Annotated in this window: 15 protein-coding genes; 3 read left to right on the top strand and 12 right to left on the bottom strand. The window is 44.7% G+C overall.

Annotated features, from left to right (window positions below):
- Positions 1 to 129 precede the first annotated feature (129 nt).
- Positions 130 to 1197, top strand: coding sequence for a 3-oxoacyl-ACP synthase III family protein (locus tag ACYVI9_RS07270; protein WP_460762664.1), 1068 nt, complete (start codon positions 130 to 132; stop codon positions 1195 to 1197).
- A gap of 19 nt (positions 1198 to 1216) precedes the next feature.
- On the opposite strand, the gene ACYVI9_RS07265 is transcribed toward ACYVI9_RS07270, so the two are convergent.
- From ACYVI9_RS07265 to ACYVI9_RS07245, 5 genes are all read right to left on the bottom strand, one after another.
- Positions 1217 to 1657 carry a GNAT family N-acetyltransferase gene (locus tag ACYVI9_RS07265; protein WP_460762661.1) on the bottom strand — a complete coding sequence of 147 codons (441 nt, stop codon included), beginning with the start codon at positions 1655 to 1657 and terminating at the stop codon, positions 1217 to 1219.
- A gap of 56 nt (positions 1658 to 1713) precedes the next feature.
- Positions 1714 to 2979 carry a replication-associated recombination protein A gene (locus ACYVI9_RS07260; RefSeq protein ID WP_460762658.1) on the bottom strand — a complete coding sequence of 422 codons (1266 nt, stop codon included), beginning with the start codon at positions 2977 to 2979 and terminating at the stop codon, positions 1714 to 1716.
- A gap of 111 nt (positions 2980 to 3090) precedes the next feature.
- Complete coding sequence (gene carA / locus ACYVI9_RS07255; RefSeq protein WP_460762656.1) at positions 3091 to 4197, bottom strand: glutamine-hydrolyzing carbamoyl-phosphate synthase small subunit; 1107 nt, start codon at positions 4195 to 4197, stop codon at positions 3091 to 3093.
- Between the two features lie 222 nt (positions 4198 to 4419).
- A complete protein-coding gene (locus ACYVI9_RS07250; protein WP_460762653.1) occupies positions 4420 to 5217 on the bottom strand; it encodes a queuosine precursor transporter in 798 nt (265 codons plus the stop codon).
- 1 nt (position 5218) lies between these two features.
- On the bottom strand, positions 5219 to 5506 hold the full coding sequence (locus ACYVI9_RS07245) for a hypothetical protein (protein WP_460762651.1): 288 nt from the start codon (positions 5504 to 5506) through the stop codon (positions 5219 to 5221).
- Between the two features lie 198 nt (positions 5507 to 5704).
- Here ACYVI9_RS07245 and ACYVI9_RS07240 point away from each other — a divergent pair, with 198 nt between their 5' ends.
- Complete coding sequence (locus tag ACYVI9_RS07240) at positions 5705 to 8215, top strand: YfhO family protein (protein WP_460762648.1); 2511 nt, start codon at positions 5705 to 5707, stop codon at positions 8213 to 8215.
- Between the two features lie 24 nt (positions 8216 to 8239).
- The gene (locus tag ACYVI9_RS07235) at positions 8240 to 9403 is read left to right on the top strand and encodes a glycosyltransferase family 4 protein (RefSeq protein WP_460762645.1); all 1164 of its coding nucleotides are present in this window, start codon (positions 8240 to 8242) and stop codon (positions 9401 to 9403) included.
- Here the strand turns inward: ACYVI9_RS07235 and ACYVI9_RS07230 are convergent.
- The 7 genes from ACYVI9_RS07230 to ACYVI9_RS07200 all read right to left on the bottom strand — a co-directional run bounded on the left by ACYVI9_RS07230 (position 9388) and on the right by ACYVI9_RS07200 (position 16952).
- Complete coding sequence (locus tag ACYVI9_RS07230) at positions 9388 to 10398, bottom strand: glycosyltransferase family 2 protein (RefSeq protein ID WP_460762642.1); 1011 nt, start codon at positions 10396 to 10398, stop codon at positions 9388 to 9390. The two genes, ACYVI9_RS07235 and ACYVI9_RS07230, sit on opposite strands and share 16 nt — an antisense overlap.
- A 12-nt stretch (positions 10399 to 10410) precedes the next feature.
- Complete coding sequence (locus ACYVI9_RS07225) at positions 10411 to 11415, bottom strand: glycosyltransferase family 2 protein (RefSeq protein WP_460762640.1); 1005 nt, start codon at positions 11413 to 11415, stop codon at positions 10411 to 10413.
- 244 nt (positions 11416 to 11659) lie between these two features.
- On the bottom strand, positions 11660 to 12883 hold the full coding sequence (locus ACYVI9_RS07220) for a M57 family metalloprotease (RefSeq protein ID WP_460762637.1): 1224 nt from the start codon (positions 12881 to 12883) through the stop codon (positions 11660 to 11662).
- 288 nt (positions 12884 to 13171) lie between these two features.
- Positions 13172 to 14122: a glycosyltransferase family 2 protein gene (locus tag ACYVI9_RS07215; RefSeq protein WP_460762634.1), complete on the bottom strand. Its 951-nt coding sequence runs from the start codon at positions 14120 to 14122 to the stop codon at positions 13172 to 13174.
- Positions 14123 to 14124: 2 nt separating this feature from the next.
- Entirely contained in the window at positions 14125 to 14868 is a 744-nt protein-coding gene (locus tag ACYVI9_RS07210) for a cephalosporin hydroxylase family protein (RefSeq protein ID WP_460762632.1), read from the bottom strand.
- The gene (locus ACYVI9_RS07205) at positions 14861 to 15721 is read right to left on the bottom strand and encodes an NAD-dependent epimerase/dehydratase family protein (protein ID WP_460762628.1); all 861 of its coding nucleotides are present in this window, start codon (positions 15719 to 15721) and stop codon (positions 14861 to 14863) included. The genes ACYVI9_RS07210 and ACYVI9_RS07205 overlap by 8 nt, the downstream gene beginning before the upstream one ends.
- A 1-nt stretch (position 15722) precedes the next feature.
- A complete protein-coding gene (locus tag ACYVI9_RS07200) occupies positions 15723 to 16952 on the bottom strand; it encodes a methyltransferase domain-containing protein (protein WP_460762625.1) in 1230 nt (409 codons plus the stop codon).
- Positions 16953 to 16962: the final 10 nt, after the last annotated feature.

The following is a 16962-nucleotide window of genomic DNA, read 5'->3' as shown; positions in this document are numbered from 1 at the left end:
AGGCAGCGTTGTCGACCTCGTACCTTACGGTGGATGGAAAAAATTAATTTAAAAAGGGGTATATTTAAGTGAATATTGATTTGTCAATATCCAAACGGATAATACCTTGATCAATTAAACAGTTTTTACATGAGTTTTGCCTCCATTATCACAGGTTCAGGAGCTTATATACCATCGGAGATCCAAAAAAATGCCGACTTCTCTACCCATCAATTTTTTAAATCGGACGGCGTGCCCATTACCGCACACCAGCAAACGATTATTGAGAAGTTCAAAGACATCACCGGGATTTCTGAACGACGCTATGCACCTGCTCATGTCAATGCATCTGATATGGCGGCCATTGCGGGATGGCAGGCAATACTCAATAGCGGTATCGATCCCGAATCGCTCGATCAGGTAGTCGTCGCTCACAATTTTGGCGATGTTACCAGTAATTCCCTGCAGACACAGAATGTTCCATCTTTGGCTTCAAGGGTCAAACATGTACTGGGTATCAGAAGACCCGAATGTATCGCCTATGATGTACTGGTAGGCTGCCCCGGCTGGCTGCATACCGTTATTCAATCTCATGCCTGGTTTCAGGCGGGTATGGCACAGAAGGTTTTACTGATCGGTACTGAAACACTTTCCAGGGTCATCGACCCTTCTGACCGGGATAGTATGATTTTCGCAGACGGTGCCGGAGCCGTAGTGATGGAATACCAACCGGCACCCGCTGGAAAAGGTATTCTAAGTTGTGCTGCACAAACCCATAGCATGGAAGAGCTGGACTTTATCAATATGGGCTCCGGCTATGAAAACCCCGGGGGGAATGCTCTTTTTATAAAAATGAAAGGCAGAAAGGTATACGAATACGCACTGCAACAAGTTCCCCTGGCGATGAAAGCCTGTCTGGACAAGAGTGGCATTCCGGTGGAGCGTATTAGCAAAATCCTGATTCATCAGGCCAATGAAAAAATGGACGAACAGATCATACGCCGGTTTTACGAACTATACGATGCAACGCCTCCCGACAATATTATGCCGATGAGTATTCACTGGTTGGGAAATAGTTCGGTTGCCACCATACCAACCTTGTATTATCTACTACAGAATAATAAGGTACCGGGGCATCAAATTACTGAAGGCGATATCATCCTGTTTGCTTCAGTCGGGGCCGGAATGAATATCAATGCCGTTTGCTATTGTATCTGATCAATCTACCCATTCGGTCTTAAGCTTTGATCATTGGAATATGGTCGATACCGGCATCGTCATATATATCACCGGCCTGTATGAATCCCAGCTTTTCATAAAATCTTCGCAGATGATATTGTGCGCCTAATTTGATAGGTTGCCGGCCGTATAGTCGGTAACATTGTTCAATGCTATGCTCCATCAAAGACTGGCCAGCGCCGCCACCCCTCGCCTGTACCCGTAATACGACCCGGCCAATCGCCGGTTCCTCATAGCTCAGTCCCGGCGGTAGCAGCCGGCTGTAAGCCATCAGTGCTCCGTTCTCATAACCCAGTAAATGATGGCTTTGCTGATCCTTGTCATCAAGGTCCTGGTAATAGCAATGTTGCTCGACTACAAATACTTCGGATCGCAGTTGCAGTACTGCATATAATTCTTCCCTTGAAAGCGCTTCAAATTTTTTGCAAAACCAGTCCATGCTTTGATCTTTTTAATAATTAATGGTTTGGCGAAACAGGATATCAGCACAAATAGTTAATAGCCGTATTTTTCTTTCCATCTTTTCTTAAGAAAATTTCGCAATTCATTTTCCCGGGGGTTATCTCCCGGCTCATAAAACCTGGTACCGGCTATTTCATCCGGCAGATACTCCTGGGAAGCGAAATTATTCTCAAACTGATGTGCATATTGATAGCCTTTACCATAATTCATCTGTTGCATCAGTTTGGTGGGCGCGTTGCGCAGGTGCAGGGGTACGGATAAATCCCCGTGGCTGCGCACCATCGCCTGCGCTGCGCCAATAGCCTGATATGCTGCATTACTTTTAGAACTTGAAGCCAGATAAATCACACATTGGGAAAGAATGATCCGCGATTCGGGATATCCGATCCGTGTTACTGCGTCAAAACAGGCGTTAGCGATCAACAATGCATTGGGGTTGGCATTCCCAATGTCTTCGCTGGCGAGGATTACCAGCCGACGAGCAATAAATTTCAGGTCCTCGCCGCCTTCGATCATTCGAGCCAGCCAATATACTGCACCATTGGGATCACTTCCCCGAATAGATTTGATAAAGGCAGAAATGATATCATAGTGTTGCTCGCCGGTTTTATCATACAATACCGTTTTCTGCTGCGCAATCTCCATTACCATATCGTTGGTAAGCACCAGGTCCTCCCCGGCTGTGGATTTAGCTCCATTCACAGTCAGTTCAAGCAGATTCAACAGTTTCCGAGCATCACCCCCGCTGAGCCGCAACAGGGCTTCAGTTTCACCGAGTACAACCCGATGTCGTTTTAATACGGCATCCTGTTGAATGGCCCGTTCCAGCAGTTGAATCAGTTCCTGTTTTTCGAGTGATTTTAATACATAAACCTGACAGCGGCTTAAAAGAGCACTATTGACTTCAAAAGATGGATTTTCTGTGGTCGCTCCAATCAATCGTATGATGCCACGTTCTACGGCATGCAAAAGCGCATCCTGTTGTGTTTTATTAAATCGGTGAATCTCATCAATAAATAAAATACTGCCCGGTAAGGTTCGCGCTTTTTCAATAACCGCACGGACTTCTTTTACGCCCGCATCCACAGCGCTCAGTGCAAAAAATGAAAGTGAGAGTTCCTGCGCTATAATATGAGCGAGTGTGGTCTTACCGGTTCCGGGAGGTCCCCAGAAAATAACGGAACCCAGGGTTTTACCAGCTACTGCATTCCGCAAAACGCTGTCCGGTCCAATCAAGTGTTGCTGGCCCACAACTTCGTCCAGTGTTCGGGGTCTTAATCTTTCTGCTAATGGCGTCATGGCACAAAATTACATACTAATTTATTTAGCAGTTAGGGAAAATTAGACAATGGCCAGAAAGCCGCCAACAGAGACAGGCAGGTTGATGCATTCAATCGGGCAAATCCCGGCTTACTGTTTATGAGATTTCACCATTTGAATGAAATCATCAAATAAATAGCGTGAATCATGAGGACCGGGAGTGCTTTCGGGGTGATACTGCACAGAAAAAGCGGGTTTGCCTTTAACACGAATCCCCTCGATGGATTGGTCATTAAGGTTGACATGGGTAATTTCCACCTTATCGGAAGCCCTGACCGCTTCCGGATCCACACCAAAACCATGGTTCTGGGTGGTAATTTCAGACTTACCCGTGATCAGGTTTTTCACCGGGTGATTGAGTCCCCTGTGGCCATGGTGCATTTTAAAGGTTTCGATGCCATTGGCCAGGGCCAGCAGCTGATGCCCCAAACAGATACCAAATACTGGTTTTTCCTGGTTGAGAATTTCTTTAACGGTATCTACGGCATATTCCATGGCTGCCGGGTCTCCCGGGCCATTGGATATAAAGTAGCCGTCTGGCTCAAAGGCATTGACTTCCTGTATACTGGTTTTCGCCGGAAAAACTTTCACGTGGGCACCCCGGTCAACCATACATTTCAGAATATGCTGTTTGGTACCGTAATCCATAACCGCAATCTTCACGGCTGCATCGGGACTGCCCAGTTCATAAGCCTGCTCCGTACTCACTTTTGATGCCAGTTCCAGACCACCCATGTCAGGGGTGGCGTCCAGCCGGCGCTTCAATTCATCAACATCAAAAATTTCAGAAGAAATAATGCAGTTCATGGCCCCCCTGGTGCGGATATGGGCTACAAGAGCCCGGGTATCCACTCCCTGAATAGAGACAATATTATTATGCTTCAGATAGGCATCCAGGGAGCCTTCTGCCAGCGGTCGTGAAAAATTCTCGTTCAGGTTCTTGGCAATTACACCTAGAATCTTCACGCTGTTGCTTTCCACATCTTCAGGTTTCACACCGTAATTTCCGACATGTACCGCATTCATGATGACAATCTGTCCAAAATAGCTGGGATCGGTAAAAACTTCCTGATAACCGGTCATTCCGGTGTTAAAGCAAATCTCACCGGTGGTGGTTCCGATGGCGCCAAAAGCATATCCTTCGGCTATAGTTCCATCCTGTAATAATAAAATGGCGCGGGGTTGACTGTCAGGCATTTATGTCTTTTTTTTGTCATCACTGGCGAACCAGAGTCTTCGGGATCAACCCTCCGGGTCTAAGTTCCGAATTTCAGGTAGCAGTGACGGTTGTGTTTGAACAAAAAATCGCGCAAAAATAGGTTAAAAAACGGGATAATTAATTCCGTTTTCTGTATTTGTTGAAAAATTGGTAGAAATTCCTGATGTAAATCCTGTTATTGGTAATGATCGAACCACTGCTCAAGAATGATGCATCGCTTCTTTTTTCATTTCGCTGGCCAGCTGGTCACCCAGATATCTTTCGATAATACCATGGATCAAATAAATTAAAGGGGTCATCACTACCGCCACAATAAATTTATAGATATAATTGCCTACGCAAATTGCCAGGACCAGTTTCAGGTCCCAGGGGGCACCCTGATTTGGCGAAACCCGGGGGCCGATATAAAATGCGATAAAAAGAACCACAAAACTGTCAATGAGCTGCGAAATCAGCGTAGAACCAGTCGCCCGTAGCCAGATGGCTTTCTCGCCTGTCACTTTCTTGATACTGTGGAAAACAGCCACATCCAGGATTTGTCCTATTAAAAATGCCGCTAACGATCCAATGATAATCCAGGATCCCTGACCCAGTATGATTTTATAGGCATTATCCGCATTGGTAATTTGCTGCGCTTCGTAGTTGCCGGTCCAGAAATCGGCCGGCGTCAGGTATATTGCTCCCTGAAACATCAGAAAAGTATAGGCAATCAACCCTGCGGCAATATAGGAAAGCAGCTTTACGCCTTTCATCCCGTAATACTCATTGATAATATCTGTCATTATAAAGACCACAGGCCATAACAAAACGCCTGCTGTCAGATTGAAAGAAAAACTATTGCCAAACAGTCGGATGTCGAAGGGCGTGATTCCCAGGGTCTTCTCCAGTGAAAAGATTTTAACACCAATTACTTCTGCAATAATAGCGTTGGCAATAAAGAAGCCGCCCAGAATGATATAGAGTTTGGTGGCTTTATTACCAATAATAGATCGTATCATATTAATAAACAAATAGAATGAAGACCAGCAGTACAATCAGAAAGAAAAGATTAGCACTCATTAGCCATCGGGGTACGAAGGCTTGGGGTTTCCTCCCACTTACTCTCAACAACAGATACAGGACGTTGACCATGGGCAGTAAAAAAACGCCCAGAACATAACCCGCATTAAAAACGGCGGAGGAAACCGGTTCTTCTCCGTTCCAGGGCCATATCAACAGGGAAATGGCGATCAGCATCAACACACCGCTCAAAAACGCCACCCTGGATAAGAAAATTAACCAGCGCATAGGATTCAAATTTAGGACAACCTGACTTCTCAAAAACGATCTCCTGGTTTTTTTAACCGCTTGAAGTCGGAATCCGGCCTAAAATTTATGCCCAATTCGTACAAAATAGTATTATTTTGCCTTTTCAGGAGCCCAATCCTTCAGGGATTTCGCAAAATCACAAGGAGTCCCAGGCCTCTGTAACAAAAAACAACTCACATGAACTGGTTAAAAAAAGCCTTACCTCATTTTATTGCCATTATTATTTTTCTGATCGTCAGCGTCTTTTTCTGCAAACCGGTTTTGGACGGCAGGGTACTCAACCAGCACGATACCGGTATCAGCGGATGGAAGGGTTCTGCCCAGAATTCCTATGACATTAAAGAGAAGACTGGTAAAATGCCGCTCTGGAACACGAATGTATTCAGTGGCATGCCCAATTACCAGATCGCAATGGAGGGCAAAAGCGCGTTACCTTTTGACCTGAATCAGGTTTTTGGATTGGGGCTGCCCAAACCCATGAATTTTTTCTTCATCGCCTGTATATGTTTTTATATTCTGTCGCTGGCTCTTGGTTTTAATCCGGTCATCGGTATACTAGGTGGGCTGACTTTTGCGTTCTCTACATATAACCCGCTGATTATCAGCTCAGGACATGAGACCAAGATGATGGCAATCGCCTATATGCCATTATTGCTTGCCGGACTGTTATTGATTTTTAACCGAAAATACTGGCTGGGCATAGCAGTAGCCACCCTGGGCGCCTATATGGAACTCATGTCCAATCACCCGCAGATCAGTTATTACTTTTTTATTGTTGCACTGGCCGTTACCATTGGTTATATGGTCAACTGGATCCGCCAAAAAGATTACCGGCACCTGGCCCTATCGCTGGGCTTGAGTGCCGTGGCCGCACTGGTCGCCTTGGGCTGTTATTCTTTGGCCTACCTGACGACCAGTGAATACACAAAATTTACCATGCGGGGTGGCAAGGATTTGGAAATCAGCGCAACGGAAGTTAAGGCGGCCCAAACCTCCGGCCTGGATGCCGATTATGCCTTCAATTACAGTATGAAACCGGCCGAGCCACTGATCATGCTCATGCCAAAGGGTGCTGGCGGCAGTAGTGGCACGCCCATACCAGAAGATTCAGAAGTCGTGGAAAAGCTGGTCAGTGCCGGTGTACCTGAAATGCAGGCAGCCCAATTTATTTCCCAGATGCGACTGCCGCTCTATTGGGGAGGCATGAGCAAACCTGGAGAATACTCCGGCGGACCTGCCTACATTGGTGCGCTGATCTTTATTCTGGCGATCATCGGTTTCGTTGTAGTGCGACATCGCCTGAAATGGCCCTTACTGATCGTCACCGTCTTATCTGTTTTAATGAGCTGGGGCAGTTATTTCTATGGTTTCAATCATTTTCTGCTAAATAACCTACCGCTATATAATAAATTCCGGGCGCCTTCGATGGCGCTGGTAATTGCAGAGTTTACAATGCCGCTGATGGCCCTGCTGGCTGTCTACACCTTGTTTTTTAAAGAAGGGGCCCGGGAGGCATTAGCAGCAAACTTCAAAAAAGTGCTCTATACATTGGGCGGTATCGCGGTAGTGTTGGGTCTGGTATATTTATCACAGGACTATAGCTCGGGTTTTGACCAGCAAATTCTCCAAATGCAGCTGGACCCGAACGGGGGCGATCAGTTCAACCGGGCCATCATAGCTGGCATGAAAGCAGATCGCCAGCATGTCTTCGGTGGCCAGGTCTTCCGGGCGCTTATATTCCTGTTTTTGGTACTGGCATTACTATATGGCTACCTGAAAAAATGGTTCAGCGCAGTAATGGCCGTAGCGCTGATTACCCTGATCTCACTAATCGATCTGTGGATTGTGGATAAACAATATTTTCCCGATGAACTCTATATTCCCAAAGACGAATTACAGTCGAGCCTGACTACTCCCCTGCCCATTGACCAGGAAATCCTCAAAGATAAAGACCCGCATTACCGGGTGTATGAAGTGCAGGGCATGAACGATAACCGGGTCTCCTATTATCACCGTTCGGTGCTGGGCTATCATCCTGCGAAACTGAGAAATTATCAGGACATCATTGAAAAGTATTTTAGCGGTACACCCAATGAGCAAATCCTGAATGCACTGGATGCCAAGTATATCATCAACGTAAACCAACAGGGCCAGCAGGAACTCATTCCCAACCCCAGCGCCTACGGTGCCGCCTGGTTTGTGAAAGCAGTTAAACCTGTCAAAAGTGCGGTTGACGAAATCCAGGCCATTGGTCAGACCAATCTGAAAGATACGGCGGTCGTGCAACAGTCGCTGCTAAAAAATGCAAGCAACCTGATTGCTGATTCGTCATCTGTCATTCAACTGGTGAATTATGGCAATGATCTGATCGAATATACTACCAGCAGTGCCAAAGAGGCATTCGCTGTATTCAGTGAAGTGTACTATCCGGCAGGCTGGAACGCTTATATCGATGGTCAGAAAACTGAAATCATCAAGACCGATTATTTCCTCAGAGGTTTAGTCATTCCAGCGGGTAAGCATACCGTAAAAATGGTTTTTGAACCAGAGTCAGTAAAAAATGGTATCGCCATTTCATACGCCAGTTCCTGGCTCCTGATCATCATCTTTATCGGAGGTTGTTTTATGCATTTTCGGATCGTCAACAAAAAAGAACCGAAGCCAGCAAAAGAAGAAGCAGAAAATTAGGATACCGCATTGGGGCTGAGATCCATGTCGAAATCAATAGCATCCATAACGCCTTACCGCATTGTTCCCGCAGTTACCGGCGGAGAAAAAGGGATTTTTCTATTCTTAAAATACCTGTCGCGCTACAGTGAGATATCTTGTTTCACGGTAACCGAAAACCAGGCAGCTATACCCGGAATCACCTGGCTCCCGGTATTGGGAAGTACCCTTAGGAAACTCAGATATCTCGACATCCGGCTCTTTTTCCGGATCAGAAAACAGATCAAAAACACTGGCATCGGTTGCCTGATTATCGAACATCCTTATTATAGCTGGCTGGGCTACCTGCTGAAAAAATCTACCGGCGTTCGACTCATCGTTCATTCACATAATATAGAAGCAGCCCGATTCAAAAGCATGCAAAAACCCTGGTGGCGTCTTTTACATGCCTATGAAAAGTTCGGACATCGCCAGGCGGATTTTAGTTTTTTTATCAGCAAGGAAGACTTAGACACCGCAGTTAATACTTACCGGCTGGACCCACATAAGACAGCAGTAATCACCTATGGTATCGAAGCGGACGTTGCTCCTGTCAGGAAAGAAAAAGCCCTTGCTAAAAAAGCCCTCTGCGACGAACTGGGGCTGTCGGAGGATACCAGAATACTGCTGTTTAACGGCACCCTGGATTACCAGCCGAACCGCGATGGACTGGACCGCATCCTTACTCAAATCAATCCTTTTTTGCAGAATACGTTAAAGACTCCTTACCGTATCATTATTTGCGGCATGCGGCTTCCACAGGTTTACCAGGAATTGAAGGCCTATAAAGAACGTCATATAATTTATAAGGGATTTGTAGAAGACATCGGCCTTTACTTTAAGGCAGCGGATCTGTTTTTAAATCCTATCACGGACGGTGGCGGAATTAAGACAAAACTGGTGGAAGCGCTGGCGGCCAACACACCTGCTGTCTCTTTTCAGGCAGGGGCCTATGGCATTCCTGCAGCTATAACAGGCACGCATCTGGCATTAGCAGGGAATGGTGACAATGCAGGATTTGCCCGTGCCATCCTGCATCAATTACAAATGGAAGATACTACGATTCCGGCTGCATTTTTTGAGCATTTCAGCTGGGATGCCATCGCCCGTAAAGCCATGGCAATTATTGAGGCATTGCCAGCAACTACCGGCAATCAAAGTACTTTATAAAAATGTTTCCGGTTGAACAGAATCGGTATCAAAAATTGATAGGATCCTAATACATTCCTGGTATATCCCTGCCAAAGCTGCCATTTCCGGCGCACTCCTTCCCCTGGAAAAAGGGTAGTGAAAATCAGTATCAGCAAAGCTATTAAAATGGTGAAAGTATGCATTCCTAAGTGCAGCAGGTACCAGAATGGTCCAAACTCTTTACGAAATCGAACAAAATTGGATACCAGGATCTGATAGCCTTTTTTATCCGAGAGCACCTGATAGCCCCTGGACCGGGATTCATAGGCTGCATTGGAGGAGCCGCCTTCCAGATGTATAACATGGAGGTCACCGTAAATCAGGAGGCGGCCCTGCTTCTTCAGCCGACTGCACCACTCTGCCTCTTCGGAGTAAAGGAAAAAATCTTCATCCAGTAGTCCCGCGCGCGCTATCGCAGATTTCTTGACCATTAGAAATGCACCATTGATCCAATCTACGGTGACGGTATCCCGGGCTTCAGGTATATTGGGTTTTCGGGCACCGGCAGCCAGGGCCAGCCCACGAAGCAGCCTTCCAACATAGGGTAATGCCATCAGATAATTGAGACCGCCTTTCATCACATAATTACCTGAAATCTGGGGGCTTCCGTCAGGATTTAGCAGTTGCAATCCACAAGCCACTACATCGGATTCCCGATCAAAGCGTCGGAAACATTGTATAATACCTCCGTCCTGATCCAGGGTATCGGAATTGAGTAACAGAATAATTTGACCTTTGGACTCCTGAATGCCACGGTTATTGGCCCGGGCAAAACCGCTGTTATAACCCATCTGAACAAAACGGACAAAAGGGAAGGCTTCCATTATCTTCTCTTCACTGTAATCACCTGAATCATTATCCACCACAATAACCTCGATTTCGTGCGTCCTGATATCCGTTACTGCCGATCGGATACAATCAATCACCAAATGCGGGGTCTTATAATTGACGATTATGATGGAATATTGACTCAACAGTGGATTGTATTAGAGTACCGGTTTTTTATAGATTTTTTTGAATTCTAGAAACATCCGGTGCCAGAATGGACGCCGGTCGATCCAGGCCCCCAAACGCACCGAACGGTTCTGCCGGGGATCATACGCTCCATCAGTCAGTAATTGACCGTAATTACGGAACGCTGTAATTGCTTCCGCCACCGAAGGGCTGTCCCTTTGGCTTTTGGCAGTCTTTAATATCTTGTGGGTGATACCCTGGCAATATTTATCCAGCAGCGAACTGCTGCCTTTACGGACCGAATCCCTTAATTCCGGATGTTCAACGGAAAAATCTGCTAAAAAATGCACCAGCTGTTCAAAAGCCGCAAAAAAACGTCGGTCGGATGATATCGATGTTGTCGCCTGAGGATGGATCCGGTAGCCAAACAGCTCTTTGGGCGACACGGCGAGCCCGCCCGCAGCGGCCAGTCGTATAAAAATCTCCATGTCAGCAAATAACAGCGCCGGATAGGGTGGAATACCGCCAGCCCGGTCATAGGTTTCGCTGCGCATCATAAACCCGGTACCCATCAAATTAATTTTATCTTCCAAAAACCCTGAAATCGCCTGTTCCGGACTGTAATAAGTCTGCATGGGATTACAGGATCTGAGTCGCGACCCCTTGCTATCAATATACCGAAAATGTGTCTGATACAATCCTGCTGCAGGCTGTTCCCGAATCAACTGCTTCATTTCCGTAAGGTATCCGGGATCCAGCAGGTCATCATGACCGATTAGCGTTATATAAGGCGCTTTTGGAATTTCAGTAATTCTGGCCCAGTTCTCTTCGATGGTTAAATCCCGTTCAGCCGGAAAAATCCGGATGCGTTCGTCCTGAAACGATTGGATCAGCGCAAGGGTATTATCCGTACTCTGGTTTTCCAGAATTAATAATTCAAAATCCGGACAGGTTTGCGATAGAATCGCTGAAATACAGGATGCAATATAATTGCCGCCATTGCGTACAGGTAATATGATGGAAAACTGCCGGTTCATGTAGACCTGTAAAGCTAAACAGTTTTGCCCAATGAAAATGTCAATTTTTTAAACTGAATATAGTCTCAGATATGTATTCCGCTGAGATATTACTTAACTCTAGAATACTTGTGCCAATCTAAAGGAATCCATTACATTCTTCAAGGAAAAGCTATCATTCCGCACCTTGTCTATATTGAACTCCTGTAGTCTCTTAAGGATTCTCTTTTGAAAATTCTCACTACCCTAGAAAAGGTCTTTACTGCTAATGCGCATAGAAGGCAATACCGGAATACCCCCACTGTTCTGAATCACTACCAATTTTTTCTTGATTATTTGAATAACTATGGGCTGTTGTTTGATAGTTAGTGTACAAATGAATTGGAACAGAATTATTGGTATTATAAGGATAAGCATAAAACGCTATATCATCAAATATATATCCAACACCGCCCCCTAAATCTCCAAGGGTTATCGTATAATAATGATCATTGTCTGAAACACTATGATAACGATAAACAGGCACTGTACTAGCGCCTTGTTCTGCAAAGGCAAAAAAAGCAACACCCTGAAATATATACGTATTACTGCCACTGCCAGTTTGAATAATTTCAGTGGTCAATATGTAATCTTCATCCTGATAATTTCCTTCCAAATTACTCATATAATATCTGAAGACTGGTACAGTACCCGGTACCGGCGGATACTCAGGGTATAGAGACTGTAATGTAAGAATATCCGAATTAGAAAGGTTAATGGAACCGCTGCCACATTGACCACTGTTCATAAGTGAACTCGGATCTCGCTCATCTGGCATTTTGAGTAATTGTGCAGCGTAACCTCTTGCTATATTATCAGGCAAAGTCTTGCTGGCTGGCTCTAAGGTTGAATACCAGTTCGTATGTCTGAACCCAATAACATGCCCCAATTGGTGCGCAATAGTTCTCACTCTTTCTTCCAACGTATTCCCTGCTATTTCATCTTTATTGATTTTAACCAACGATCCTGGTAAGCCGTTCATTGGAAAATAGGCAGCCCCACAAATACCTCTACCTAATTCAGCATTTACTATAAGTACATCTTGATTCGTTCCTTCTGTAACTACGAACCTTATTCGACTATTGAGAACACTATCCCAAATAGCTATAGCTCCCTCAATTTCACTTTTTAAGGAATTCATCGATGGATCGATTCGAACTAATATATTTGACTGTACACTATAACTTAAATAAGATGTTCTGCCAGATTGTTGAATTTTTGGGGTTGTCCCAAAAATGGAGAAATCGGGTAGTGCTTCCTTGGAAAATAAAATGTCACCGTCTACCAAATACTCATCACCCGTATCTTTTATTTCCGAATCCTTGTAACCGAGATCCCTTATATACTGATAGTTAATATTTACTTCCGGATCCTTTTCTTTTGGATCGTTCTTTGTACAAGAAACAAGTTGAAAAAACACGCATAGTAAAATTAGCAGTAGCGTTCTCATAATTAGTTATTTTGATAACAGATTAATAATAGATTGAAGTATGTTAATATTTTATTCGTAAAAAATTAAACTACAAGTTGGAATTTGATCGGCTTTATATGATTAGCTCCATTTACTCCACCTAAAAGCGGGCATGAACAAGCGTCTATTGAAGATATTTCGGGAACTGCCAATTTAAAAATGGCCATATTGATAAGCACCGGTTAGAATAGTTGATTTACAATTTATATCAGCGTAAAAATAGGCTTTTAGGAGTAAATATTCTAAAAACTCTCAATAGATTTTGCTTTATCTTAGAATACCAGATTTTAACAAAGGTCTTTTGAGTTTAAAAATTGCTTGTTTAAGATAATAGCAGACTACATTTTTTCTCATAATGGGTATAGATAATATCCTTTTGGCGATCTGGTCTACTTCATTAAATTTTATAGGGTCTGGATTAGTAATAGCGAAATATTTTTTTAATACAAACATATTTACAATGAACCATTCTCTCAAATGAATTTCAATCACATTTGCTCCATTTTTGATATAGCTGGATTCAGGAAATGACTCCTGGATCAGATCGACGAAACTGCTACAAGCGGTATAGTATAACTCAAGGTTCGTTTTACTGAAATTGCTGTCATGCTTATTCAGGTGACTGAACATTTTATTGACCATAATGCCACCTGTTTTTTTACTACATAGTGCCAGCATGGCATGATCCGCCAAGTGTGGACTTCCATAATCCTGCATACCACCAATTTCAAGTGCAACACGGCGATCTAGAACGCAGCTGGACCAAAGAAAATTACTTGTACGGCCGGGGTGTAGGAGCTCAAATAAAAAATCCGCTGCAGAAAAATTTTCGACCTGACCTTCGCGCTTGCCATTTCTTAAACACCCGCAATAAATACCAAATCCGGGAAGGTCTTCTATAATGATTTTGAAAAAAGCCAGCATTTCTGGTTGTACTGGGTCGTCATCAGTGACCATGACAATAAATGGAGTAGTCGCACGTTCAATACTTTTATTAAAACTCTTGACCATTCCCAGATTTCCCTCATTCTTGAAATATTTTAAACGTGGATCATTGAGAAGTCTAACAATTTCCTGAGCGCTGCCCTCTGGATCATTGTCAGATATCACAACTTCAAAATCAGTATTGGTCTGGGTCAATAAAGATGTTAATTGATCCTTTAAAAATTTCTGACGTTTATAGGTTGAAATACAAAAGCTAACCCATGGATTGGACATATCTATTTTTTAATCCGTTTTAAATATCCTCGTGGTGCTACGCTTATCAGAATCTTGTTGTCAATATTGGTATCGATCTGGAATTCGTCATTCTCCGTCAAAAAAGTATCAACTGCGGTCATCGGGTTATCACCTATGCCCCAGGGGCGTTCCATACCCGGGATATAATTATCGGGAAGGTGTTCCACGATAGTATCAAATACCACAATATAAGATCCTGTGGTTACTAGAGGCGCATAAAGCCTGAGTTCTTCCAGCACATGCGCATGGGTATGATTGGAATCGAGCACTACCAATACCTTGGATTTTCCCACGGTATAAGGAAGTACTTTTTCAATGGTAAACTTATCAATGCTGGATCCTTCGATCATTCGGATTCTTTTAAACATTGGATGCTTTTCTATCTCAGCTCTGTTGTGCGCGCGGATATCGATATCAATACCCAGTACCTCTCCGTTCCCAATCAGCTCCAATAGTGAGGCATAATATATCAGCGAGCCGCCGTGGGCGATACCGGTTTCTATAATCAAATCCGGCTGGATCTCCCAAATCAGCTCCTGCATGGCAATCATGTCCTGCGGATACTGTATTATCGGCCGACCCATCCATTTAAAATTATAGGAGTACTGTGACTTATTAGAAGCCGTGTTAAACGCTTCTTTGGCAGCCTGCAATTCGGTATTTTCTTTATAACTATCTACCCGCTGCTGGCATTCCCGGGCAAATTCTTTTATGTGATCACTCATATTCTTTATAAATAGATTTTAATTTTTTGTTGTCTCCCCAAAAACGCATGGGTTCAAAATCAGGATAAGGATAATAACCCAAATTCAATCGTATGGTCCTGCCGGTTTGCCTGAGGTAATCTTCTACCAGCTGCCGGACAGTCACCGGATGATTGCTGCATATGTTGATAATCCCCTGCACTTGTGTCTGTAAACTGGCAGCTACAATATAAGCCGCTACCTGTTCCACAGGTAAAAAATCCCGAACCTGTTCGCCACCACTCATGTTAAATACCGCATCACCGCTGTCCAATGCCGTCTCCAGCTGTGAAATCAGCGATCCGGCGGCCTGCCCAGGTCCGAACATATAAAAAAGACGGAGCCACTTACATGCCAACCCTTTTTCCCCGCAAAGCCCCTCCACATACAATCTCAGCTCATTCTTTGCCTTCGCATAAGGGTTATCCGGCTGCGCGGGCAGATCCTCGGATAAGCGTCCCTCCTGCATACCGTACTCGAAACAGGTGCCCGTGATATTGACATTCTTCAGTCCACCGGTCACCAGCTGCCGGATAAAAGTTCGATGCAGGGGCAGGTTGACTTCCAGATGGTGTGCCAAACGATACTGCGGCAGACCTTCCCAAGCCAGGTGAATCAGGATATCAGGGCGTTCAAAATACTCAAAAAGCGCCGGGCTTTCCTCCACTCCTTTTATGTCAAAGGCTTTATAGAGAACCTGGTCCTTCCAGGGTTGGCAGGCTGCTTTCTCAGGATGCAGGGAAGTCGCTATCACTTCGACACCAGGGTGGCGTAGTAAGGCCGCAATCACATAGCGGCCAATAAATCCCGTTGCACCTGTCACTAATACCCGCATCTTAATCCGTTATCTGCAAAGACGGTATTGCCGTTACAAACTTTCCACCCCATTCCCTGATATAATCCAGCTGGTTCTTTATTTCTGAACTCAGGTTCCAGGGAAGTATGATCACGTAGTCCGGCCGGGCATCTTTAAGCTCCTGCTCTGCCACCACCGGTATATGACTGCCGGGCAGAAATTTCTCCTGTTTATAAGGATTCGCATCCACTACAAATTCGATCAGGTCATTCTTCACGCCACAGTAATTCAGCAGGGTATTGCCCTTCGCCGCTGCGCCATAAGCCACCACTTTCTTTCCGGCTTGTTTTTGTTGTATCAGAAAATCCACCAAACTCAGTTTAATAGCAAAAGCCTGCTCCTGAAAACCCTTATAAGTATCGATCTGGTTCAGCCCGGCTGCCGCTTCGCGATCGAGTAATTCCAGCACATGCGGCTGGACCGGATGTTTGGCCGCATCTTTATGTTTGGCGTAGATCCGCAAAGATCCTCCGTGCGTAGGCAAGGTTTCCACATCGAATAACTCCAGTTCCTGGGACTCGAAAATCTGCTTTACAGTATAAAAAGACAAATAAGAAAAATGCTCGTGATAAATGGTATCAAACTGGTTATTCTGTAGTAACTCCAGCAGGTGCGGGAACTCCATGGTGATAACACCTGTAGGTTTCAGCAGGATCTTCATACCCGCCACAAAATCCAGGATATCCGGAACATGCGCCAGGACATTATTACCCAGCAACAGATCTGCCAGCGGACCCTTTGCCGCGAGTTTCTTGGCAAGGCGTACGCCAAAAAAATCCACTACGGTTTCTATACCTTTAGCTCTGGCGGCATCTGCGGTGTTTTCAGTAGGTTCCACCCCCAACACCGGAATGTCTTTTTCCTTAAAGTACTGTAACAGATAACCGTCGTTACTGGCAATCTCCACCACAAAGGAATTATTATTCAATTCGAACCGCTGCTGCATCGCATCCGTATAGTTCTTCGCATGTTCCAGCCAGCTGGTGGAAAAAGAGGAAAAATAAACATACTCTTTATTAAAGATGGCATCCGATTTCTTGTATTCATCCACCTGCACCAGAAAACAGTTAGGGCAGGTAAATACCTTTAAGGGGAAAAAAGTCTCCGGCTCGTTGAGTTGCTCTGCTTTCAGAAAAGAATTGGATGCCGGCGCGTTGCCCAAATCAATAAAAACATCTTCCAGTACTGTATTACAAAATCTGCAATTCATTTTATTTAAT

The organism is Niabella terrae (assembly GCF_054783135.1).
The sequence above is the reverse complement of the archived record's forward strand: the minus strand, read 5'-3'. Positions and strand labels throughout refer to the sequence as shown.